Raw genomic sequence first — 19,808 nt, 5'->3', positions numbered from 1 at the left:
TGGGACGATCTGCAACAACGGGGCGCCGCCCGCGTTGACATCCGTGGCTGCATGCACCCCGGCCTGCGCCACATCGTCACCGGTGGACGGTAAAGGAGGGGTGTACGATGCCCACATTTTTCGTCAAACATTCGAAAACTGTGTCAGCGTTGCGCCATTTGCGGTAGCCGTTCCTTGCGGTCTTCCCATGTGCGATAAAGCCGGAACGCTGACCTTGGGAGAAGCGCATGAGTCGGACCGGCACCATCATCGCGTTGCGGCACGGGGCCATGACGCTCACCGCGGCTCCGCACATCGGCGGTTCGCTGGCGAGTTGGAGCCTGTCGACCCCCGGCGGTCCGGTCGATCTGTTCCGCCGCGCCTCCGACCATGCACTTGCCGGCGACTTCGCCCCGGACATGGCCTGCTTCCCGCTGGTTCCCTTTTCCAACCGCATCGGCGGCGCCCGTTTCGTCTTCCAGGGGCGGGAGGTGGTGCTCGCCACCGATCCCGGATCGCCGCACCGCATCCACGGCCATGGCTGGTCCAACCCCTGGACCATCGAGGCCGCAGCCGACGATGCGCTCCGCATGGGTTTCGCCCACCGCGCCGACGACTGGCCCTGGAGCTACCGGGCGGCCCAGACCGTGGCGCTCGACGGTGAAGGGCTGACCGTCACCCTCGACCTGATCAACGAGTCCGACAGCGACATGCCGGCCGGGCTGGGGCTGCATCCCTATTTCGTCAGGTCGCCGGGCAGCATCGTCACCGCCGACCTGCGCGGCGTCTGGGACAATGACGACACCATCCTGCCGTCCCGCCGCCGCCCCCTGCCCGCCGCCTGGGATTTCCGCCACGGCGTGGTGATGGACCATGCGGCGCTGGACAACGGCTTCACCGGATGGTCCGGTACGGCGACGCTCGACCGCCCGCGGGACCGGCTGCGCCTGACCATGATCGCCGACGGGCCGGTCGGCCATCTGATCGTCTACGCCCCGCCCGGCGAGCCCTATCTGTGCCTGGAGCCGGCCACCCACATGACCGACGCGCTGAACCGCCCGCAGGAACCGGATGCCGGCGTCATCGCCCTGCCGGCGGGGGAGCGGCTGTCGATGACCGTCCGCTTCCTCGTATCACGAATCTAGAGAACCGCCCTTTGCACCGAGTTCGCGGGCCAGGCCAATGAAGGCCTTGAAGGCGGCGGAGGGATTGCGCCGTCCGGAATAGTAGAGGCAGAGCCCGGAACGCGGCGGCGTCCAGTCATCGAGCACGCGAACGAGATGTCCCGCCGCCAAATCGGCTATCACGTCCTGTTCCATGAAGAAGCCGAGACCAATGCCTTCCAGGGCGGCGATCCGTGCCAGACTGGCCTCGTCCAGGGTGACCGGTCCATCAACATCGATCTGTGCCGGTTGCCCGTCTTTCTCGAATTGCCACCGGAAAAGGGCTCCATTCGGCAGGCGGACACGAATGCATGGGTGATCAAGGAGGTCGGGCGGTACGCGCGGCCTGCCGTGCTTCCTGAAATATGCCGGCGATCCGACAACGGCATATCGCTGCGGACGCCCCAATGAAATCGCGATCATATCGCTGGGGACGAGGTCGGTCACCCGGACACCGAAGTCGAATCCGTCGGCGACGATATCCACCAGTCGCCCCTCGGTAACAAGGTCGACATGCACTTGCGGATGGCGGCGGAGAAACTCCAGCACCAGCGGCGAGAGGATTTCGCGCGCCGCTGTGGCGAAGGCGTTGATGCGCAACGTGCCTGACGGAATCGTCTGCTGCGACCGCACGGCTTCCAAGGCACCGTGAACATCCTGCAACGCCGGCCCAACCTGCTCGACGAACACCCGCCCCGCATCGGTGAGCGAGACACTCCGCGTCGTCCGGTTGAACAGACGGACGCCGAGGCCCGCTTCGAGCTTTCCGATGGCGTTGCTGAGCGCGGTCGTCGACATGCCCAGATCGAGCGCCGCGGCGCGGAACGAACCCCGGCGTGCGATGGCGATGACCGCATCCAGATCGTTCAGTTCAGCCCGACGCATTGTCCCGCCAATCAAAACACCTCATCCCGCTTTATCCCGGTTATCGAAATCTGTGTCCACATTTACTTTGATGAAAGCAAAGGACATTTCGATCAGGAGGAATGGCGCAATGATTCTCCCTTCACCGATCCTGGCCTACATCGACGCAGACAAGAGGAACGATGGGGGCGCGCTGATCGATGCCTTCTCGCCCGACGCCGTCGTCAGGGATGACGGCCAATCACATGTCGGTCGGGATGCCATCGGCGCGTGGTGGCGCATGGCCAAGGCCAGATACCGGCACAAGATCGAACCGCTGGAAGTGACTGAAATGGGCGATACCGCCAATCTCCTCGCCAAGGTGACCGGGCAATTCCCGGGCAGCCCCGCCACAATGACCTTTGCGTTTCGGATCGAGGGCAACCGGATCACCGGCCTGGAGATCAACCCATGACCCCGTTCATCAGTCTCGAAGGTAAGCGGACGCTCATCACGTCGGGCACGCGCGGCGCCGGTGCGGCCACCGTCGCGCTGTTCCGCGAACTGGGAGCCCGTGTGCTGACCGCCGCCCGATCCCGTCCCGACACGCAGGACAAGGAGATGTTCGTCTCCGCGGACCTGACGACCGCGGAGGGGTGCGCCACGCTCGCCGCGGCAGTGCGCGAACGCCTTGGTGGAGTCGATATCATCGTGCACATGCTGGGTGGCTCCTCCGCACCAGCGGGTGGATTCGCGTCGCTGAGCGACGCAGTGTGGAACACGGAACTTGATCTCAACCTTATGCCCGCCATCCGGCTGGACCGCGAGCTCGTGCCCGCGATGGTGGCGCAGGGCCGCGGTGTGGTCATCCATGTGACTTCCATACAGCACGAACTGCCGTTGCCGGAGGCCACGACAGCCTATGCCGCCGCGAAGGCCGCGCTCTCGACCTACAGCAAGAGCCTCTCCAAGGAAGTCTCGCCGAAGGGCGTGCGTGTGGTGCGCGTTTCGCCCGGCTGGATCGAAACCGAGGCGGCGGTGCGGCTGGCGGAGCGGCTCGCGAGGGAGGCCGGCACCGATTACGAAGGCGGCAAGCGAATCATCATGGACTCGCTTGGCGGCATCCCCATCGGCAGGCCATCCAAGCCGGAAGATGTCGCCAACCTGGTCGCTTTCCTCGCTTCCGACCGGGCCGGGACCATAACCGGCACCGAATACGTCATCGACGGCGGTACCGTTCCCACGGTGTAGACCTGCCTATGAGCCGGGTTTGTCGGCGCAGGCGATTCCGCTTGCACCCACCACCCGTCCTAGCGGCAGCGGACGAATTCCGCCGCGAAGGTGGCGGGCGCGGCCATGCGCAGGACCAGCCGGTCGAACCGCGCCGAATCGGCGGGCAGCAGACGCAGGGTGGCCAGCGGCGCGGGGGCCGTCTCCGTCGCCCCTTCGGCGGGCGGCAGCGGCTGCACGGGTACCTCCCGCAGCGGGTCGCCCTCGGCCGGCAGGCGGCCGGTCAGCGGGAATTGGGGCACCCGCGCATCCACGGCGGTCAGGGTCCGGTCGGCGCCGATCTCCAGATAGGAGGTGCGGCAATCGTCGATGGCGGTGCGGTGGTTCGGATCGGCCTTGGCCCAGCGCCCGGAGAAAGCCGCCAGCGTCGCCTTGCGGTTGATCGGCGGCACCGCCCTCTGCAGCTCCACGAAGCGCGGCGCGGCTGCTCCGGTGATGGCCAGAGGCAGTTCCGCGACCGGGCGGGACCGTGCCTTGCGTTCCGCCTCCAGCGCCGCGGTACGCTGACGGATGACCCGCAGCAGGCAGCCGGTGCGGGACTTGGTCGCCTTGGCATCGGCAAGATCCTCGGCGGTCACCGGGCAGGCATCGTCGCGCCGCGCCCGCCAGACGATCTGGCCGGCCTCGATCGCCGCCCGCCCGGTGGCGTCGGTGGTTGCGCCCAGCGCGGCCAGCGCCGCCTCCATCGCTGCAACGGCAGCCACCAGTCCGGCATCGCGGCACAGCAGCTGCGCCGACGGCGTCTCCGCCGCAGCGCAGTTCGCCGCCGCCTGCGCCGCTTTTTCTTCCGCTGTCTCCGCCGCCTCCGGGACCGGCGTCTCGGCCAGGGCCGGGGCCGCCGCCAGAACCACGAGCATGGAGCCGGCGGCCAGAAGGCCGCTCACCAGGGACAGCACAGGCATGGCAGAAAACCTTGGAATGGTGGGGCAGGACATCATGACGCGGGAAAGGCTTCCAGCGCCGCCTTGACCTGACGCTGGAAATCCTGGTCGGTGCGATAGCGCGTCACGACCGACTTGTCACGCTCCACGAAAAACAGCATGTCGTTGCGGCTGGGCAGCGCGCGCGGGTTCGGCTTCTCCAACAGCTCGCCGTTCCAATCGATCCGCGCCATGAAATAGACCGCACGGGCGAACAGCATGAAAAGCTTGTTGTCCGGGGCAAGCCTCTCCCGCCTCAGCAACGCGAAGTAATAATAATTCCGGCCATGGAAATAGTTCGTATAGATCGCCTGAAGCGCCGCGAATTTTTCGTCGGGGCTGTTAACCTTCTTGATCTGTTTCTCCAGTTTGAATCCCGCGAAGAAATACTCCCGCGCCTCATTCTCGAAGGAAAAGGCGCTTCCCTTGATCAGGGCCATTTGCTCGCCATACCGCTTCAGCGCGCGGGTCATCAGCAATTCGATGAACCGCCGCTCCGCCGCAAAGCCATCGGGGATGTTCGGCAGCATCTCGAACACATGGCGCAGATGATAGGGATGGCGCACGACGACGACGGGGACCGACAGCTTCTTCTTCACCGGTGCGCGCTTTTCCGCCACCAGCGTCACGGCAGGCGACAGCGAGGCCATGGTCGCCTGGATCGTGTCGTACAGCTTCCAGCGCAGCCGGGTCTCCGCCGACTGGCTGCCCAGGTTCATCCGGGCGAGGAAACGCTTGACCCGACTGCCGAACGTCTCCTTGGGCAGTTTGTGCGTCGGCAGGTTGGACACGACCAGCGGGTTGCCGAGTATGTCGGCCGGCGGGGGCAGCGGCTTGAAGTTGAAGTATTTCCCGGTGACGACACCCCGTCCGGCGCCGCCGTGGCCTGCGTCGCCCATTCCACCCATCCCCCGGTTGCCGCCCAACATCGAAGAAGCCGCCACCGACATCATCCGGACGCGAGCCCCGCCGCAGCGATACCCCATTCGCTTAGGATATAAAGGGTAACGCGAACAGAAGAAAGCCGCAGCGCACGTCCCCGGCAACTTCGTGACTTTTTCGCAACTGCGGTAGGATCGGGGCCGGGCCGCCCTGTCGGGCAGGATTTATCGGTGTTACCGTTGCAACCGCGACCCCGGACCAAACCGGAGCGCGAACATCATCGAACAGGCATGAGGCGGGGTTTTCCATGGCGATCCACGTCGCGCTGAATCACAAGACGATCTATCGCTACGACCGGCCGGTGTCCCTCGGCCCGCAGATCATCCGCCTGCGCCCGGCGCCCCATTGCCGGACGCCGATCCTCAGCTATTCGCTGAAGGTCACGCCGAAGCAGCATTTCCTGAACTGGCAGCAGGATCCGCAGTCCAACTTCCAGGCCCGCTTCGTTTTCCCGGAAAAGACGCGCGAGTTCATCGTCGAGGTCGATCTGGTCGCCGAAATCGCCGCGATCAACCCCTTCGACTTCTTCCTGGAGGAGAAGGCGAGCCACATCCCCTTCACCTACGAAGACTGGCTGCAGCGCGAACTGCGCCCCTATCTGGAGACGGAGGAGGCGGGGCCGGAACTTGCCGCCTACCTCGGGAACATCCCGAAGGACAGGACGCCGACCATCAATTTCCTGGTCGCGGTGAACCAGAAGTTGCAGCAGGACATCGGCTACGTCATCCGGATGGAGCCGGGCATCCAGACCTGCGAGGAGACGCTGACCAAGCGCACCGGGTCCTGCCGCGACTCTGCCTGGCTGCTGGTGCAGATTCTGCGCAACCTCGGCCTTGCCGCCCGATTCGTCTCCGGCTACCTGATCCAGCTGACCGCCGACCAGAAGGCGCTGGACGGCCCGTCCGGTCCGGAAAGCGACTTCACCGACCTTCATGCCTGGACGGAGGTGTTCCTGCCCGGCGCCGGCTGGGTCGGGCTGGATCCCACGTCCGGCCTGCTGGCGGGCGAGGGTCACATCCCGCTGGCCTGCACGCCCGACGCCTCCTCCGCCGCGCCCATCTCGGGCCTCGTCGACGAGGCGGAGGTGGAGTTCGGCCACGAGATGTCGGTCACCCGCATCTACGAGGCGCCCCGCGTCACCAAGCCCTATGCCGCCCGGCAATGGGCGGCGATCGAGGCGCTGGGCCACCGGGTGGACGAGGATCTGAAGGCGGAGGACGTCCGCCTGACCATGGGCGGGGAGCCGACCTTCGTCTCCATCGACGACATGGACGGCGCGGAATGGAACACCGCGGCGCTGGGTCCGCAGAAGCGGAAGATGGCCGCCGACCTGATCCACCGGCTGATGGCCCGCTTCGCTCCCGGCGGCCTGCTGCATTTCGGCCAGGGCAAATGGTATCCCGGCGAATCGCTGCCGCGCTGGGCGATGACTCTCTACTGGCGCCGCGACGGCGAGGCGCTGTGGGCCAACAGCGACCTGCTGGCGCGCGAGGATACCGATTACGGCCACACCGCCCAGGATGCCGGCGTGTTCCTGGTGGCGCTGGCGAAGCGGCTGGGCCTCGCCCCCAATCTCGTGCTCGGCGCCTATGAGGATTCCTGGCACTACCTGCGTAAGGAATCGCAGCTTCCAATCAACGTCGATCCGCTGCACAGCAAGCTGGACGACAAGGAGGAGCGCGAGCGGCTGGCCCGCGTCTTCACCCGCGGCCTCAACGAACCGGTGGGCTTCGTCCTGCCGATCAACCGCCGCATGACCCAGCAGGGCCCGGTCTGGCTGTCCAGCACATGGCCGTTGCGCCAGGAAAGGCTGGTGCTGCTTCCCGGCGACAGTCCGGTCGGCTATCGCCTGCCGCTGGGATCCCTGCCCTGGGTGTCGAAGTCCGACTATCCCTATGCCTGGGAAACCGATCCCTTCGAGGAGCGCGGCCCCCTGCCCCCCCATCCGGTCCAGCGCCGGCAGGAGATCCGCGGCGCCGTCCAGGAATCCGACCGCGGCGTCCACGCGGACAAGCGCGCCGCCCAGCGCCAGCGCATCATGGCGGAGGTGCGCGACGAGATGCCGGAGGACGGCAAGTCGGCGTGGTGGATCGTCCGCACCGCTCTGACCTGCGAGGCGCGCAACGGCCGCCTTCACCTGTTCATGCCGCCGATGAGCACGCTGGAGGATTATCTGGCGATGCTGGCGGAGATCGAGGCGACGGCGGTCGAGCTTGAGATGCCGGTGGTCATCGAGGGCTACCAGCCGCCGAAGGATCCGCGCCTGAACTCGCTGGCCGTCACTCCCGACCCCGGCGTGATCGAGGTGAACATCCACCCCGCCCACAGCTGGGACGATCTGGTGCGCAACACCATCGCTCTCTACGAGGATGCGCGCCAAAGCCGCCTGGGGGCGGAGAAGTTCATGATCGACGGGCGCCATTGCGGCACCGGCGGCGGCAACCACGTGGTGATGGGCGGCGCCACCGCGGCCGACAGCCCCTTCCTGCGCCGGCCCGACCTGCTGCGCAGCCTCATCACCTACTGGCAGAACCACCCTGCCCTGTCCTACGTCTTCTCCGGCCTGTTCATCGGCCCGACCAGCCAGGCGCCGCGCGTGGACGAGGCGCGCGACGACCAGCTCTATGAGCTGGAGATCGCCTTCAACCAGATCGACGAGGCGGCGGCCGGCGGCAACTGCCCGCCCTGGCTGGTCGACCGCGTGCTGCGCAACCTGCTGGTCGACGTGCAGGGCAACACCCACCGGGCGGAGTTCTGCATCGACAAGCTCTATTCGCCGGACAGTTCCACCGGCCGCCTCGGTCTGGTCGAGTTCCGCGCCTTCGAGATGCCGCCGCATGCGGAAATGAGCCTGACCCAGCAGCTTCTGATGCGGGCGCTGGTCGCACGATTCTGGAAACACCCCTACAAGGGCCGGCTGGTGCGCTGGGGCACCGACCTGCACGACCGCTTCATGCTGCCGCATTTCGTCCAGCAGGACATGGCCGACGTGCTGCAGGATCTGCGCGACCACGGCTATCCACTGGAAGACAGCTGGTTCGCGCCGCATTTCAACTTCCGCTTCCCGGTCTACGGCCATGTCAGCCAGCGCGGCATCACCATGGAACTGCGCATGGCGCTGGAGCCCTGGCACGTGCTGGGCGAGGAACCCGGCGGCGGCGGCACGGTGCGCTATGTCGACAGTTCGGTGGAGCGGGTGCAGGTCCGCGTCAGCGGCCTGATCGACGCCCGCCACGTCATCACCTGCAACGGCCGGCGCGTGCCGCTGATCCCGACCGGGGTGGAGGGCGAATTCGTCGGCGGCGTGCGGTACCGCGCGTGGCAGCCGCCGTCCTGCCTGCACCCGACGATTCCCGTCCACACCCCGCTGATCTTCGACATCCTCGACAGCTGGGCCGGCCGGTCGATCGGCGGCTGCACCTATCACGTCATGCATCCGGGCGGCCGCAACTACGAGACCTTCCCGGTTAACGCCAACGAGGCGGAAGGGCGCCGTCTGGCCCGCTTCTTCCCCTTCGGCCACACCCCCGGCCCGATGGACGTCCCGGCGGAGGAACGCAACCCGCAATTCCCGATGACGCTTGATCTCCGGCGGGGATAAGCCACCACCCGATGCAACCGTTCCCTCTTTCGGGGGGGGTACGGTTGCATGTCCGCCTGGTGATCAACTTTTCAGCGTCATAGCGCGATATAATTTCGCGTGAATAGATTATCAGCGGTACCCTCCTCGGTCGAAGGCCCATGCGCCACGTCACCGAAAAAGGGAACAAGAGGGATGAAAACTCCCGTATACGCGACCCTGGCCGCCACCGCGCTGCTGCTCGCCTCCTGCGCCGAAGCGCCCCAGCCACCGCGCGCCGTGCCGGTCAAGCCGCCGACCGAGGTCAACGGCCTGTGGTATCTGGACCAGGGCTGGTCGCAGGAAGCCCGCCAGTGGTACTACACCACCAGCCAGGGATCGCAGATCATGCGCTATGACTGGTTCATGGCGCTGGAGGATCCGCAGACCAAGCAGCCCTTCGTCAAGAGCATCACCCGCTACGGCTATCGCGCCAATACGTCGGCCGAGTGGAATCCCGACCTGCTGCCGGTCGGATTCGTCAAGGACGTCGATCCCAACAAGACCGAATGGTTCGGCATGACCTGCGCCGCCTGCCACACCGGCGACGTGACGGTGAACGGCAAGACCATGCGCATCGACGGCGCGGTCACCACCGGCGACCTCTACGGCTTCATCAGCGGGCTGAGCAACGCGGTCCGCGTCACCGTGACCAGCGACGACGCCTTCCAGCCCTTCGCCGCGCGCGTGCTGGGCGCCAACGCCACCGTCCAGCAGAAGCTGGCGCTGTACGACGCGCTGAAGGATTTCGACAAGTCATTCGCCGACTTCGTCGCGGCCAGCACCCCCGACACGCCCTGGGGGCCGATGCGCACGGACGCCTTCGGCATGATCTTCAACCGCGTGTCGGCGATCGACCTGAATCTGCCGAAGAACAACCGCGCGCCCAACGCCCCGGTCAGCTATCCCTACCTGTGGGACGCGCCGCACCAGCCGCGGGTGCAGTGGAACGGCCTGTTGCCGAACGCAACCGCCTTCGATGCGCTGGGCCGCAATGCCGGCGAGGTGCTGGGCGTGTTCGGCAAGGTGACGCTGAAGCCGCCGGCCAACGCCGCCCACTACTATTACAAGTCCACGGTCCGCGGCCGGAATCTGGTCGACATGGAAAACCAGCTGCGCAAGCTGCGGTCGCCGGTATGGCCGGACAGCCTCGCCGGCAACGTCGACATCGTGAAGGCCGCGGCCGGCGAGCCGATCTACAAGGAAAACTGCGAGAGCTGCCACGCGATCATTCCGCGGGGCGAGACCTACACAACGGCCCCCATCCAGATGGTGCCGTTGTTCAACTGGGCGGATCCGACGAATGCCGTCGCGGTGGTCACGGCCTTCACCACCATCTGCACCCAGGGCGTCGATGCCGCCGTGGCCGCCAAGATGATCACGGTCAACTACGATGCCGATCCGAAAATGGCGGTCGATGCACTGTGCCGCAAGGTCGACACCGGCGTCCTCGCCAAGGTCGCCATGCCGCCGCAACGTCTCGGCGGCACGCCGCTGACGAACCCGGACCTCGCCGCCAACCTGCTGTCCAACGCGGTGATCGGCGCCATCTTCGGCGATCTGGTGCGCGAACCGGGCCTGCTGGCCGATCTGCTGAAGGGCGACAACGCCCCGGCGCCGTGGCTGACCGCCAGCGCCCCCACCAACTGGTCGCCGCAATCCCGGACGAAGGCCGGCACGCTGGACACCACGCCCTTCGTGAAGCCCGGCGCCAAGCTGACCGCCGACCACCAGAAGGTGATCGCCGCCCTGACCGACCGCGGCCGGAACGAGCCGACCGTCGGCGCCGTCCCGGACGGCGGCAGCGCGGCGAAGGCCCAGGTGAAGACCCAGGCGAAAGCCGCCGCCGCTCCTGCCAAAGCCGCAGCATCGGGCACCCCTCCCTCCGACGTGGAAGCGCTGGCCGCCACCATCAAGCAGCTGATGGCATACAAGGCCCGTCCCCTGGACGGCGTTTGGGCGACGGCGCCCTACATGCACAACGGTTCGGTTCCCAACCTGTACGAGATGCTGCTGCCGGCGTCGCAGCGGTCGGCGACCTTCCGCATGGGCAGCACCTCCATCGACCCGGTCAAGGTCGGCGTGGATTCCTCGGCGGCGGGCGCCACCTTCGTCTATGACACGGCGAAGCCCGGCAACCGCAACACCGGCCACGAGTTCGGCGCCGGCCTGAGCGACGTGCAGCGCTGGCAGCTGCTGGAATACCTGAAGACACTCTGACCTTCGGCGGTTCTCCGCAACGTCCGGCAAGCCGGAGCGTCGCTTCATGCGGCGCTCCGGTATTTTGTTTCGTGGACAAGCCGTCCGACCGGCCCGCCGGCGGGCGGATCGGCACGGATTGTTTCCTCTTTCGGATTGATACGCGGTCCGCCAGCCTTGCATCGCAGCACGTGGACGTTCAGACTGTTGCTCCGTTCATAGGCAAAAAGCATCAGTCAGACCTTGTCCCAGCCCGATCAGCCTTTCCGCGCGCCGGCGTCCGTGGTCCCGTCGGGGATGCCGCCGGTTCCCTTCACACAGGGATCGCTGTTCGGCGAGGCCGATGCCATCGGCTATGGCTCCGGCCAGGTCTATGACGAGATGGTGACCGGCCAGGGCCGGCTGCGGCCGCACTGGCAGACCTTCATGAGCACGTTGGGTCCGCTCGACGCCGGACAGATGGCGGAACGGTGGGAAGAGGCGCGGCGGCTGCTGCACCAGAACGGCGTCACCTACAACATCTACGGCGATCCCAACGGGATGGAGCGCCCCTGGCCGCTCGACATGATGCCGCTGCTGCTGCCGGCGCATGAATGGAAGGCCGTCGAATCGGGGCTGATCCAGCGCGCCTCGCTGCTGAACGCCATCCTGACCGACCTGTACGGGCCGCAGACGCTGACCCGCTACGGCCGGCTGCCGCCGTCGGTGATCCATGCCGACCCCGGATTCCGCCGCGCCGTCCACGGCATCCGCGTGCCCAACGACGTCCACCTGCATTTCTACGCCGTGGATCTCGCCCGCGCGCCCGACGGGCGCTGGTGGGTGCTGTCCGACCGCACCCAGGCGCCGAGCGGCAGCGGCTATGCGCTGGAAAACCGCGCGGTCATCGCCAAGGTGCTGCCCGACAGCTTCCGCCATTGCCAGGTGGAACGGCTGACCGGCTTCTTCGACACCTTCAAGGAAACGCTGCTGTCCCTCGCCCCCCGGGGCAACGGCGCCCGCGGCCAGCCGCGCGTGGTCCTGCTGACTCCCGGCCCCTACAATGAGACCTATTTCGAGCATGTCTATCTCGCCCGCTACCTTGGGCTGACCCTGGTGGAGGGAGCGGACCTGACGGTGCGCGACCGGACGGTGTTCCTGAAGACGCTGTCCGGGCTGGAACAGGTGGACGTGATCCTGCGCCGGCTCGACGCCGACTTCGCCGATCCGCTGGAACTGCGCGCCGACAGCTCGCTGGGCGTGGCCGGGCTGATCGAGGCGGTGCGCGCCGGCAATGTGGTGATGGCGAACGCGCTGGGTTCCGGCCTGATGGAATCGATGGCGATGAAGTCGTCGCTGCCGACGCTCTGCCGCCATCTGCTGGGGGAGGAGCTGCGGCTGCCCGGCGTCGCCAGCTGGTGGTGCGGCAACGACGCCGAGCGCGCCTACGTCATCGACCATCTCGACGGTCTGGTCGTCAAGCCCGCCTTCCCCTCGCTGTCCTTCGAGCCGATCTTCGGCGCCCAGCTGTCGGCCGGCGAGCGGTCGGCCCTGATCGAGCGGATCAGGCGCCGTCCCTGGTATTTCGTGGCGCAGGAACAGATGGCGCTGTCCACCGCCCCGGTCTGGCAGGATGGCCGGCTGCAGCCCCGCCCGCTGGTGCTGCGCGTCTTCCTCTGCGCCACCCCCAGCGGCGGATATGCCGTGATGCCCGGCGGGCTGACCCGCGTGGCCAGCGAATCCGGCCGGCTGGTGGTGTCGATGCAGAGCGGCGGCGGCAGCAAGGACACCTGGATCCTGGCGCCGCGGCGTGCCGACGTCGCCTCCACCCAGCCGCGCCCGGCCCCGGCGACGGAGCCGACGGCCAGCGGCGCCCGTCCATCCGCCAACGACCTGCCCAGCCGCGTCGCCGACGGCCTGTACTGGCTCGGCCGCTATGCGGAACGGGCGGAGGGTGCGTTGCGCCTGCTGCGCGCGACGCAGAGCCGGCTGATCGACAGCAACATGCCCGGCGCCACCCTGCAGCTCCGCCCGCTGCTCGACCTGCTCAGCTCGCTCGGCATGATCCCGCCGGACATGGTGCGGGTGACGGAAAGCGGCGCCAACCGCGGCCTGCGCGAGGCGCTGTACGCCGCCGTCACCGACCCGGACCATCCCAACAGCCTGCGCGCCCAGGTTCTGCGCCTGCACCGCACCGCCTATTCGGTGCGCGACCGCCTGTCGATGGACATGTGGCGGGTGGTGTCGGCCATCGACCGACAGACCCTGCCGCCGAAAGGGCGGATGGACGCGGCAACCCTCCTGCTGCGGCTGGACGACGTGATGATCACGCTGGCCGCCTTCTCCGGCTTGGAGCAGGAGAGCATGACCCGCGGCGCCGGCTGGCGCTTCCTCGACATCGGGCGGCGCATCGAACGGTCGCTGCACATGATCGCGCTGATGCGCGGCGTCCATATCGCCGACCTGGACCGCCAGGACGAGCCGATGCAGGCGGCCACACTGGCGGTCCTGCTGGAACTGGGCGAGAGCGTGATGACCTACCGCGCCCGCCATCTGACCAGCGTCGAACGGACCCCGGTTCTCGACCTGCTGCTGGGGGAGGAGGCGAACCCCCGCGCGCTGGCCTTCCAGCTGGCGGCGCTGGACCGGCATCTGCGGGCGCTGCCCAGCCAGGGCGTGGGCACCGGCACCGATCCGACCGGCGGGGCGCTGGCCATCGTCGCCGCCGCACGCAACGGGCTGGAGCGGACCGACGCGCTCGCCTCCGTCGAGGCGCTGCGGGTGCTGCTGGACACGCTGGCGATGTCGCTGCCGGATGTGTCGAACTTCCTGGCGCACGCCTATTTCAGCCATGCCTTCGCAAGATCGGCCTGACCCGATGACTCCTCCCACTCCGCTTCCCGACAGCGGCGCTTCCACCACGCGCTACCGCGTGCGCCACGCCACCGCCTATGATTATGGCGAGGATGTGCCGATCTCCCACCACCTGCTGCACCTGACCGCCCGGCCGCACCCGCGCCAGCGCATCCGGCGCAGTCAGCTGACCATCGAGCCGGTCCCGGCGGTGCGGTCGGACCGGGTGGATTACTTCGGGAACACCGTCACCTATGTCGCCGTGCAGGAGCCGCACCGGACCTTCTCGATCGTCGCCGAAAGCGAGGTCGAGGTGTTCGAGCCGCCGGCATTGGCGCCCGAGGGCTCAGCCCCGTGGGAGCAGGTGCGCGACAGCCTGCGCGGCCTGTCCGGCCCGGATGACGGCGCGGAGATCACGCAATACTGCTTCGACAGCGCTCTGGTCGCCTCCAGCCCGGAACTGCTGGACTATGCGCGGGGCAGCTTCACCCCCGGCCGTCCGGCGGTCGCGGCGGCCATCGACCTGATGCACCGCATCAATCGGGATTTCGCCTTCGACCCCACCGCGACGACGGTCGCCACGCCGCTGGCGGCGGTGATGCGCAACCGCCGCGGCGTCTGCCAGGATTTCGCCCATATCGCCGCCGGCTGCGTCCGCGCGATGGGGCTGCCGGCCCGCTATGTCTCTGGATACCTGCGCACCCTGCCCCCGCCGGGCCAACCCCGGCTGGTGGGCGCCGACGTCAGCCATGCCTGGGCATCGGTCTGGTGCGGAGAGGCCGCCGGCTGGCTGGACATCTGCCCGACCAACGCCTGCGTCGCCAACCGCGACTTCATCACCATCGCCTGGGGCCGCGATTACGACGACGTCAGCCCGGCCCGCGGCGTTCTGGTCGGCGGCGCCGGCCACGGCCTGACCGTCAGCGTCGACGTCGAACCGCTGGAAGACTGAGCAGCGCCGCCTCTTGCCGCGTCACGCCTCCAGCGGCAGGTCGAGCATGCGGTGCAGCGTTTCACAGATGATGCGCGGGTTTACCGGCTTGCTGAGAATCTCCAGCGGCTTCCAGCGATCATGCTTCAGGTCGCTGTCCTCCGTCAGATAGCCGGTCATCACCACCACCGGCAGCGCGGCATCGCGATTGCGAATTTCGCGGATCAGGGTCTGGCCGTCCATGCGCGGCATGCGCAGGTCGGTCACCAGCGCATCCACCTGCTCACGGCCGTAGCGATCCAGCGCCTCCGCCCCATTGGCGGCGACGGTGACGCGGAAGCCCTTGAGCGACAGGAAATCCTCCAGCGCCATCGCCGCGAGAACCTCATCCTCCGCGATCAGGATGTGTAATGACTCATGCATGTGACAGCTCCCTGTCGGAGGAGGAGACCGGCTGGCTGGGCAGGGTTATGGTGAAGCGGACGCCGCGGCGCCCTCCCTCCAGATCGACGTTGCGGGCATCGATGCGGCCACCCATGCCGTCGATGATGCCGTAGCCGATCGACAGGCCGAGTCCCGCCCCCTTGCCGACCTCCTTGGTCGTGAAGAAGGGATCGAAGATCTGGGGCAGAACCGATGGGTCGATGCCGCCACCGTCGTCCGTCACCTGGATGGCGACATTCTGACCGTCGGAATCGTCGCTGACCACCACCATGATGCGTCCTCCCTCCCCGCCCGTTGCACGAAGCGCGATGATGGCATCACGCGCGTTCGAAAATAGGTTGAGGATCACCTGCTCCAATTCAAGTGGGCGACCGATCACCGGGCGATGGGCCGACGTGACGCTCTCCACGATCTCGATCCCTTCCAACTCGTACTGGTGGCGCAACAGCTCCACCGCGCTCTGGACGGAATGGGCGGGGGTGAAGGCCTGCGTGCCGCCGCCGTCCCGGCGGCCGAAGGTGCGGACATGGTCGATCAGCTTGGCCATGCGGTCGGTCTGCTCGATCACCAGGGTCAGGGAGCGTTCGGCGCGCTCCGGCTCCAGCAGATTGTCGCGCAGGCGGGACAGCATGTTCTCCGTCCACAGGCGGATGACGTTCACCGGCTGGCTCATCTCATGCGCCATGCCGGCGGCCAGCGTGCCCAAGGTCGCCAGCTTGGAAGTCTGGACCACCTCCGCCTGCAGGCGCTTGCTTTCGGTCACGTCGCGGCCGCTGCCCAGGAGCTGCACGACCCGCCCGGCAGCGTCCTTCACCGGAACCAGCATGGTGTGGAAGACGCGCTTACCGGCCGGCAAGTCCAGCGTCTCTTCGTAATCGATGGTCTTGCCGCTGTCGCGGCAGGCGGTGTAGCGGGGAATGATCAGATCGGCCACCTCCGGCGCCACGGCGTCCCGGACACGGCGGTCGCGCAACCGCTCGGGGTCCAGTCCTCCGATCCGCGCCAGCGCCGGGTTGATCGCCTCGAAGGCGAAATCACCGTCCGGCAGAACCTGGACGATGAAGAGCGCCTCGCCCAGATGGTTGAAGAAGCCGGAATAGCGCGTCTCCATCTGGCGCCGGATGGCGATTTCCTGCTCCAACGCCCGGTTGGTCGCTTCCAGCTGCTTGGGGCTGGGCAGAGCTAAAATGCGCGGCATCAGCCACCACAGGGCCGCGGCGGTCGCCAGCGACGCGAAGGCGGTGATTACCTTGATCAGCCCCTCCAGCACGTAATCGGGGTTCCACAGCGTCCAGACGGCGAGGAAATGGGTGGTGCCGCAGGCGATGATGAAGAGGGCGAACAGAAGCGCCATCCATCCGAATTCGAGATCGCGCCGGCGCAGGACGAAATAGATCAGCGCCACCGGGATGGAGAAATACGACAGGCCGATCAGCATGTCCGAGGCGACATGCAGCGCCAGGATGTCGGGCCGCCACAGCAGGCAGACGCCATGCGGCACCAAGCCGCTGGAGTCGAGAAATTCGTCCAATCCCAACGCCATGACCGCCTCTTTTCCAACCTTCTCCGTCCAACGGAGCTTATTGATTAAGTGTCGAAATCGTTAAGCGTACCCGCACACGTTCCGACACACGACCTGCCACGTCAAGCCATCCGTCCGGTTGGAAAGTCCGGTCAATAATCCACCCGGAAAAAAGAAAGCCCGCCCCCGGATTCAACCAGGGGCGGGCGATAGGAGAAGCATATTGTCCGTCAGGCCGCTGTGTGGACCTTGCGGTTCTGTTCGCGCGTCTTCAGGAAGCGCAGCGCCGGGAAATCCTCCTGCGCGCGGTTCAGGTGCCAGGCGTTGCGGGCCAGGAACACCAGGGCGCCGTCGTGATCCTCCGCCAGCGCCGAGCGGTTCAGCTCGATGAACTTCTCCAGCTGGACCTTGTCGTCGGTCTCGACCCAGCGGGCGGAGTCCAGGCCGGCGCCTTCGAAGCGGGCGGCGATGCCGTATTCCGCCTCGATGCGCGAGGCCAGCACTTCGAACTGCAGCTGGCCGACGACTCCGACGACCCAGTCGGCGCCGGTCAGCGGCTTGAACACCTGGGAGGCGCCCTCTTCGGCGAAATGCTCCAGCGCCTTGCGCAGGTGCTTGACCCGCATGGGATCGTCCGGGCGGACGCGCTGCAGCAGTTCGGGTGCGAAGCTGGGCACGCCGGTGAAGCGCAGTTCCTCACCCTCCGTCAGCGTGTCGCCGATGCGGAGGCTGCCGTGGTTGGGGATGCCCATGATGTCGCCGGGCCACGCCTCTTCAGCCACCTCGCGGTCACGGGCCAGGAACAGCACGGCGTTGTTCACCGCCATCAGCTTGCCCGAGCGGATGTGCTTCAGCTTGGCGCCGCGCTTGTAGCGGCCGGAGCAGATGCGGACGAAGGCGATGCGGTCGCGATGGTTCGGGTCCATGTTGGCCTGGACCTTGAACACGAAGCCGGTGACCTTCTCCTCGTCCGGCTGGACGGTGCGGGGATCGGCCGGCTGCGGGCGCGGCGGCGGGGCGTTCTCCGCCAGACCGGACAGCAGCTCGCGCACGCCGAAATTGTTGATGGCGGAGCCGAAATAGATCGGCGTCAGATGGCCGGCGCGATAGGCCTCCAGGTCGAAGGCCGGCATCAGGCCGCGCGCCATCTCCACCTCCTCGCGGAGCTTGGCGACGGCATGGGCGGGCAGCAGCTCGTCCAGACGGGGATCGTCCAGGCCGTTGCACTCGATGCCCTCGTCGATCTCGTCGCCCTTGCTGCGGTCCATCAGGATCAGCCGGTCGCGGATCAGGTCGTAGCAGCCGAGGAAGTCGCGGCCCATGCCGATCGGCCAGCTGGCCGGCGTGACCTCCAGCGCCAGCGCGCTCTCGATCTCCGAGATCAGGTCGAAGGGATCGCGCGCCTCGCGGTCCATCTTGTTGCAGAAGGTCATGATCGGCACGTCGCGCAGACGGCAGACTTCGAACAGCTTCAGCGTCTGCGCCTCGATGCCCTTGGCGCCGTCGATCACCATCACCGCGCTGTCGACTGCGGTCAGCGTGCGGTAGGTGTCCTCGGAGAAGTCCTCGTGGCCCGGCGTGTCGAGCAGGTTGAAGGTCCGCCCGTCGAAGTCGAAGGTCATGACGGAGGCAGTCACCGAGATGCCGCGCTCGCGCTCCACCTTCATCCAGTCCGACTTGGCGCGCCGCTGCTCGCCGCGCGCCTTGACGGCGCCGGCCATCTGGATGGCGCCGCCGAACAGCAGCAGCTTTTCCGTGAGCGTGGTCTTACCGGCGTCGGGGTGCGCGATGATGGCGAAGGTCCGACGGCGGGAGACGGCGTCCTGAAGTTCGGACATGCGCGAGGTCCCGTACAGAGGCGTGATGAGGTGCGAACGGCGAAAGGGGCCGACAGGCGAAACTCGCCCATCGGCCCCCGTCTCATTACATAGCAGTGCCGGCCCTGGGATTCCAGAGCATTGGCCGGGCTGCTTACAGAGCCAGCTCGGCGATCTGCACCGCGTTCAGGGCGGCGCCCTTCAGCAGCTGGTCGCCGCAGACGAACAGGTCGAGGCCGTGGTCGCCGAACACCAGGTTGCTGCGGATGCGGCCGACCTCGACGTCATACTGGCCGGTGGCGTTCAGCGGCATCGGGTAGGCGCCGTTGGCCGGATCGTCCACCACCTTCACGCCGGCGGCATCGGCCAGGACGGCGCGGGCGGCATCGGGCGTGACCGGCTGGATGGTTTCCAGCGTGATGGCTTCGGAATGGGCGCGGTAGGTCGGGATGCGGACGGCGGTGCAGCTGACCAGCAGGTCCGGCACCTCCATGATCTTCCGCGTCTCCCACGTCACCTTCATCTCCTCCTTCGTGTAGCCGTTCTCCTGGAAGGCGTCGATCTGGGGGATCAGGTTGAAGGGGATCGGGTGGCGGAACACGCTGTTGGTGACCGGCTTGCCGTCCAGCTGGTTGCGCGTCTGCTCCTCAAGCTCGGCCATGCCCTCGGCACCGGCACCGCTGGTGGCCTGATAGGTGGAGACGATGGCGCGCTTGATGCCGAAGGCCTTGTGCAGCGGACCGAGCGCCACGACGGCGATGGCCGTGGTGCAGTTCGGGTTGGCGACCAGACGGGAGCCCTTCGCATACGCCTCGCGGAAGACGTGGGCGTTGATTTCCGGGACGATCAGCGGAATGTCGGCGTCGTAGCGGAAGGCGGAGCTGTTGTCGATCACCAGCGCGCCGGCCGAGGCCAGATCCTTGGCATGCGCCTTGGCGAAGTCGCCCGACACCGCCAGCAGGACAACGTCATAGCCCTTCACCACCGCGGCGTCGAAAGCCTGCAGGGTCAGGGCGCCGTAGGGGGTTTCCTGCACCTTGCCGGCGGAGCGCTCGGAGGCGAACAGGCCGAGCTCGGCGACCGGGAAATTGCGGTCGTGCAGGACCTTGACCATCTCGCGGCCGACGGCGCCGGTGGCGCCGACCACGGCGACGCGGAGGGACTTGGAGGAAGCGGAGGCGTTGTTGCTGCTCATGTCGGGGTTCCGTCCTGTCTATCGCACTGTTGATCGGACCGGCCTATCGGTCGTTCGGACAGCGGACCCCGGATACGACGAGGCCCCGTCCGTTGTCCGGCGGGGCCTGCCT

Annotated in this window: 14 protein-coding genes; 7 read left to right on the top strand and 7 right to left on the bottom strand. The window is 67.2% G+C overall.

What is annotated here, in order from left to right; genetic code table 11:
- Window positions 1-227 precede the first annotated feature (227 nt).
- Window positions 228-1,124 (top strand): aldose 1-epimerase, encoded by an 897-nt coding sequence (locus tag DM194_RS04275; protein ID WP_111066080.1) that lies wholly within the window; start codon window positions 228-230, stop codon window positions 1,122-1,124.
- Here the strand turns inward: DM194_RS04275 and DM194_RS04270 are convergent.
- Window positions 1,113-2,027, bottom strand: a complete 915-nt coding sequence (locus tag DM194_RS04270) for a LysR family transcriptional regulator (protein WP_111066079.1) — start codon at window positions 2,025-2,027, stop codon at window positions 1,113-1,115. The two genes, DM194_RS04275 and DM194_RS04270, sit on opposite strands and share 12 nt — an antisense overlap.
- A gap of 109 nt (window positions 2,028-2,136) precedes the next feature.
- On the opposite strand from DM194_RS04270, the gene DM194_RS04265 reads away from it, so the two are divergent.
- Together DM194_RS04265 and DM194_RS04260 are read left to right on the top strand one after the other, a co-directional pair.
- A complete protein-coding gene (locus tag DM194_RS04265) occupies window positions 2,137-2,460 on the top strand; it encodes a nuclear transport factor 2 family protein (protein WP_111066078.1) in 324 nt (107 codons plus the stop codon).
- Complete coding sequence (locus tag DM194_RS04260) at window positions 2,457-3,236, top strand: SDR family oxidoreductase (protein WP_111066077.1); 780 nt, start codon at window positions 2,457-2,459, stop codon at window positions 3,234-3,236. The genes DM194_RS04265 and DM194_RS04260 overlap by 4 nt, the downstream gene beginning before the upstream one ends.
- A 59-nt stretch (window positions 3,237-3,295) precedes the next feature.
- Here DM194_RS04260 and DM194_RS04255 read toward each other — a convergent pair whose 3' ends face one another.
- Both DM194_RS04255 and DM194_RS04250 read right to left on the bottom strand, forming a co-directional pair.
- Window positions 3,296-4,177 carry a lysozyme inhibitor LprI family protein gene (locus DM194_RS04255; protein WP_111066076.1) on the bottom strand — a complete coding sequence of 294 codons (882 nt, stop codon included), beginning with the start codon at window positions 4,175-4,177 and terminating at the stop codon, window positions 3,296-3,298.
- A gap of 32 nt (window positions 4,178-4,209) precedes the next feature.
- Entirely contained in the window at window positions 4,210-5,241 is a 1,032-nt protein-coding gene (locus tag DM194_RS04250; protein ID WP_246024284.1) for a hypothetical protein, read from the bottom strand.
- Between the two features lie 143 nt (window positions 5,242-5,384).
- Here DM194_RS04250 and DM194_RS04245 point away from each other — a divergent pair, with 143 nt between their 5' ends.
- The 4 genes from DM194_RS04245 to DM194_RS04230 all read left to right on the top strand — a co-directional run bounded on the left by DM194_RS04245 (window position 5,385) and on the right by DM194_RS04230 (window position 14,739).
- Window positions 5,385-8,738: a transglutaminase family protein gene (locus DM194_RS04245; protein ID WP_111066074.1), complete on the top strand. Its 3,354-nt coding sequence runs from the start codon at window positions 5,385-5,387 to the stop codon at window positions 8,736-8,738.
- A 174-nt stretch (window positions 8,739-8,912) separates the two neighbouring features.
- Window positions 8,913-10,976, top strand: coding sequence for a di-heme-cytochrome C peroxidase (locus DM194_RS04240; protein ID WP_111066073.1), 2,064 nt, complete (start codon window positions 8,913-8,915; stop codon window positions 10,974-10,976).
- Between the two features lie 222 nt (window positions 10,977-11,198).
- Window positions 11,199-13,808, top strand: a complete 2,610-nt coding sequence (locus DM194_RS04235; RefSeq protein ID WP_246024283.1) for a circularly permuted type 2 ATP-grasp protein — start codon at window positions 11,199-11,201, stop codon at window positions 13,806-13,808.
- 4 nt (window positions 13,809-13,812) lie between these two features.
- Entirely contained in the window at window positions 13,813-14,739 is a 927-nt protein-coding gene (locus DM194_RS04230) for a transglutaminase family protein (RefSeq protein ID WP_111066072.1), read from the top strand.
- 21 nt (window positions 14,740-14,760) lie between these two features.
- Here the strand turns inward: DM194_RS04230 and DM194_RS04225 are convergent, their stop codons facing one another.
- The 4 genes from DM194_RS04225 to DM194_RS04210 all read right to left on the bottom strand — a co-directional run bounded on the left by DM194_RS04225 (window position 14,761) and on the right by DM194_RS04210 (window position 19,696).
- Window positions 14,761-15,141, bottom strand: coding sequence for a response regulator (locus tag DM194_RS04225; protein WP_111066071.1), 381 nt, complete (start codon window positions 15,139-15,141; stop codon window positions 14,761-14,763).
- Window positions 15,134-16,705: a sensor histidine kinase gene (locus DM194_RS04220; protein ID WP_111066070.1), complete on the bottom strand. Its 1,572-nt coding sequence runs from the start codon at window positions 16,703-16,705 to the stop codon at window positions 15,134-15,136. Before DM194_RS04220 ends, DM194_RS04225 begins: the two co-directional genes overlap by 8 nt.
- A gap of 209 nt (window positions 16,706-16,914) precedes the next feature.
- Entirely contained in the window at window positions 16,915-18,522 is a 1,608-nt protein-coding gene (locus DM194_RS04215; protein WP_111066069.1) for a peptide chain release factor 3, read from the bottom strand.
- Between the two features lie 133 nt (window positions 18,523-18,655).
- Complete coding sequence (locus DM194_RS04210) at window positions 18,656-19,696, bottom strand: aspartate-semialdehyde dehydrogenase (protein ID WP_111066068.1); 1,041 nt, start codon at window positions 19,694-19,696, stop codon at window positions 18,656-18,658.
- Window positions 19,697-19,808: the final 112 nt, after the last annotated feature.

This window comes from Azospirillum ramasamyi (genome assembly GCF_003233655.1).
Taxonomy (GTDB): domain Bacteria; phylum Pseudomonadota; class Alphaproteobacteria; order Azospirillales; family Azospirillaceae; genus Azospirillum; species Azospirillum ramasamyi.
Note: the sequence above shows the minus strand (reverse complement) of the source record. Positions and strands in the feature narration are given on the sequence as shown.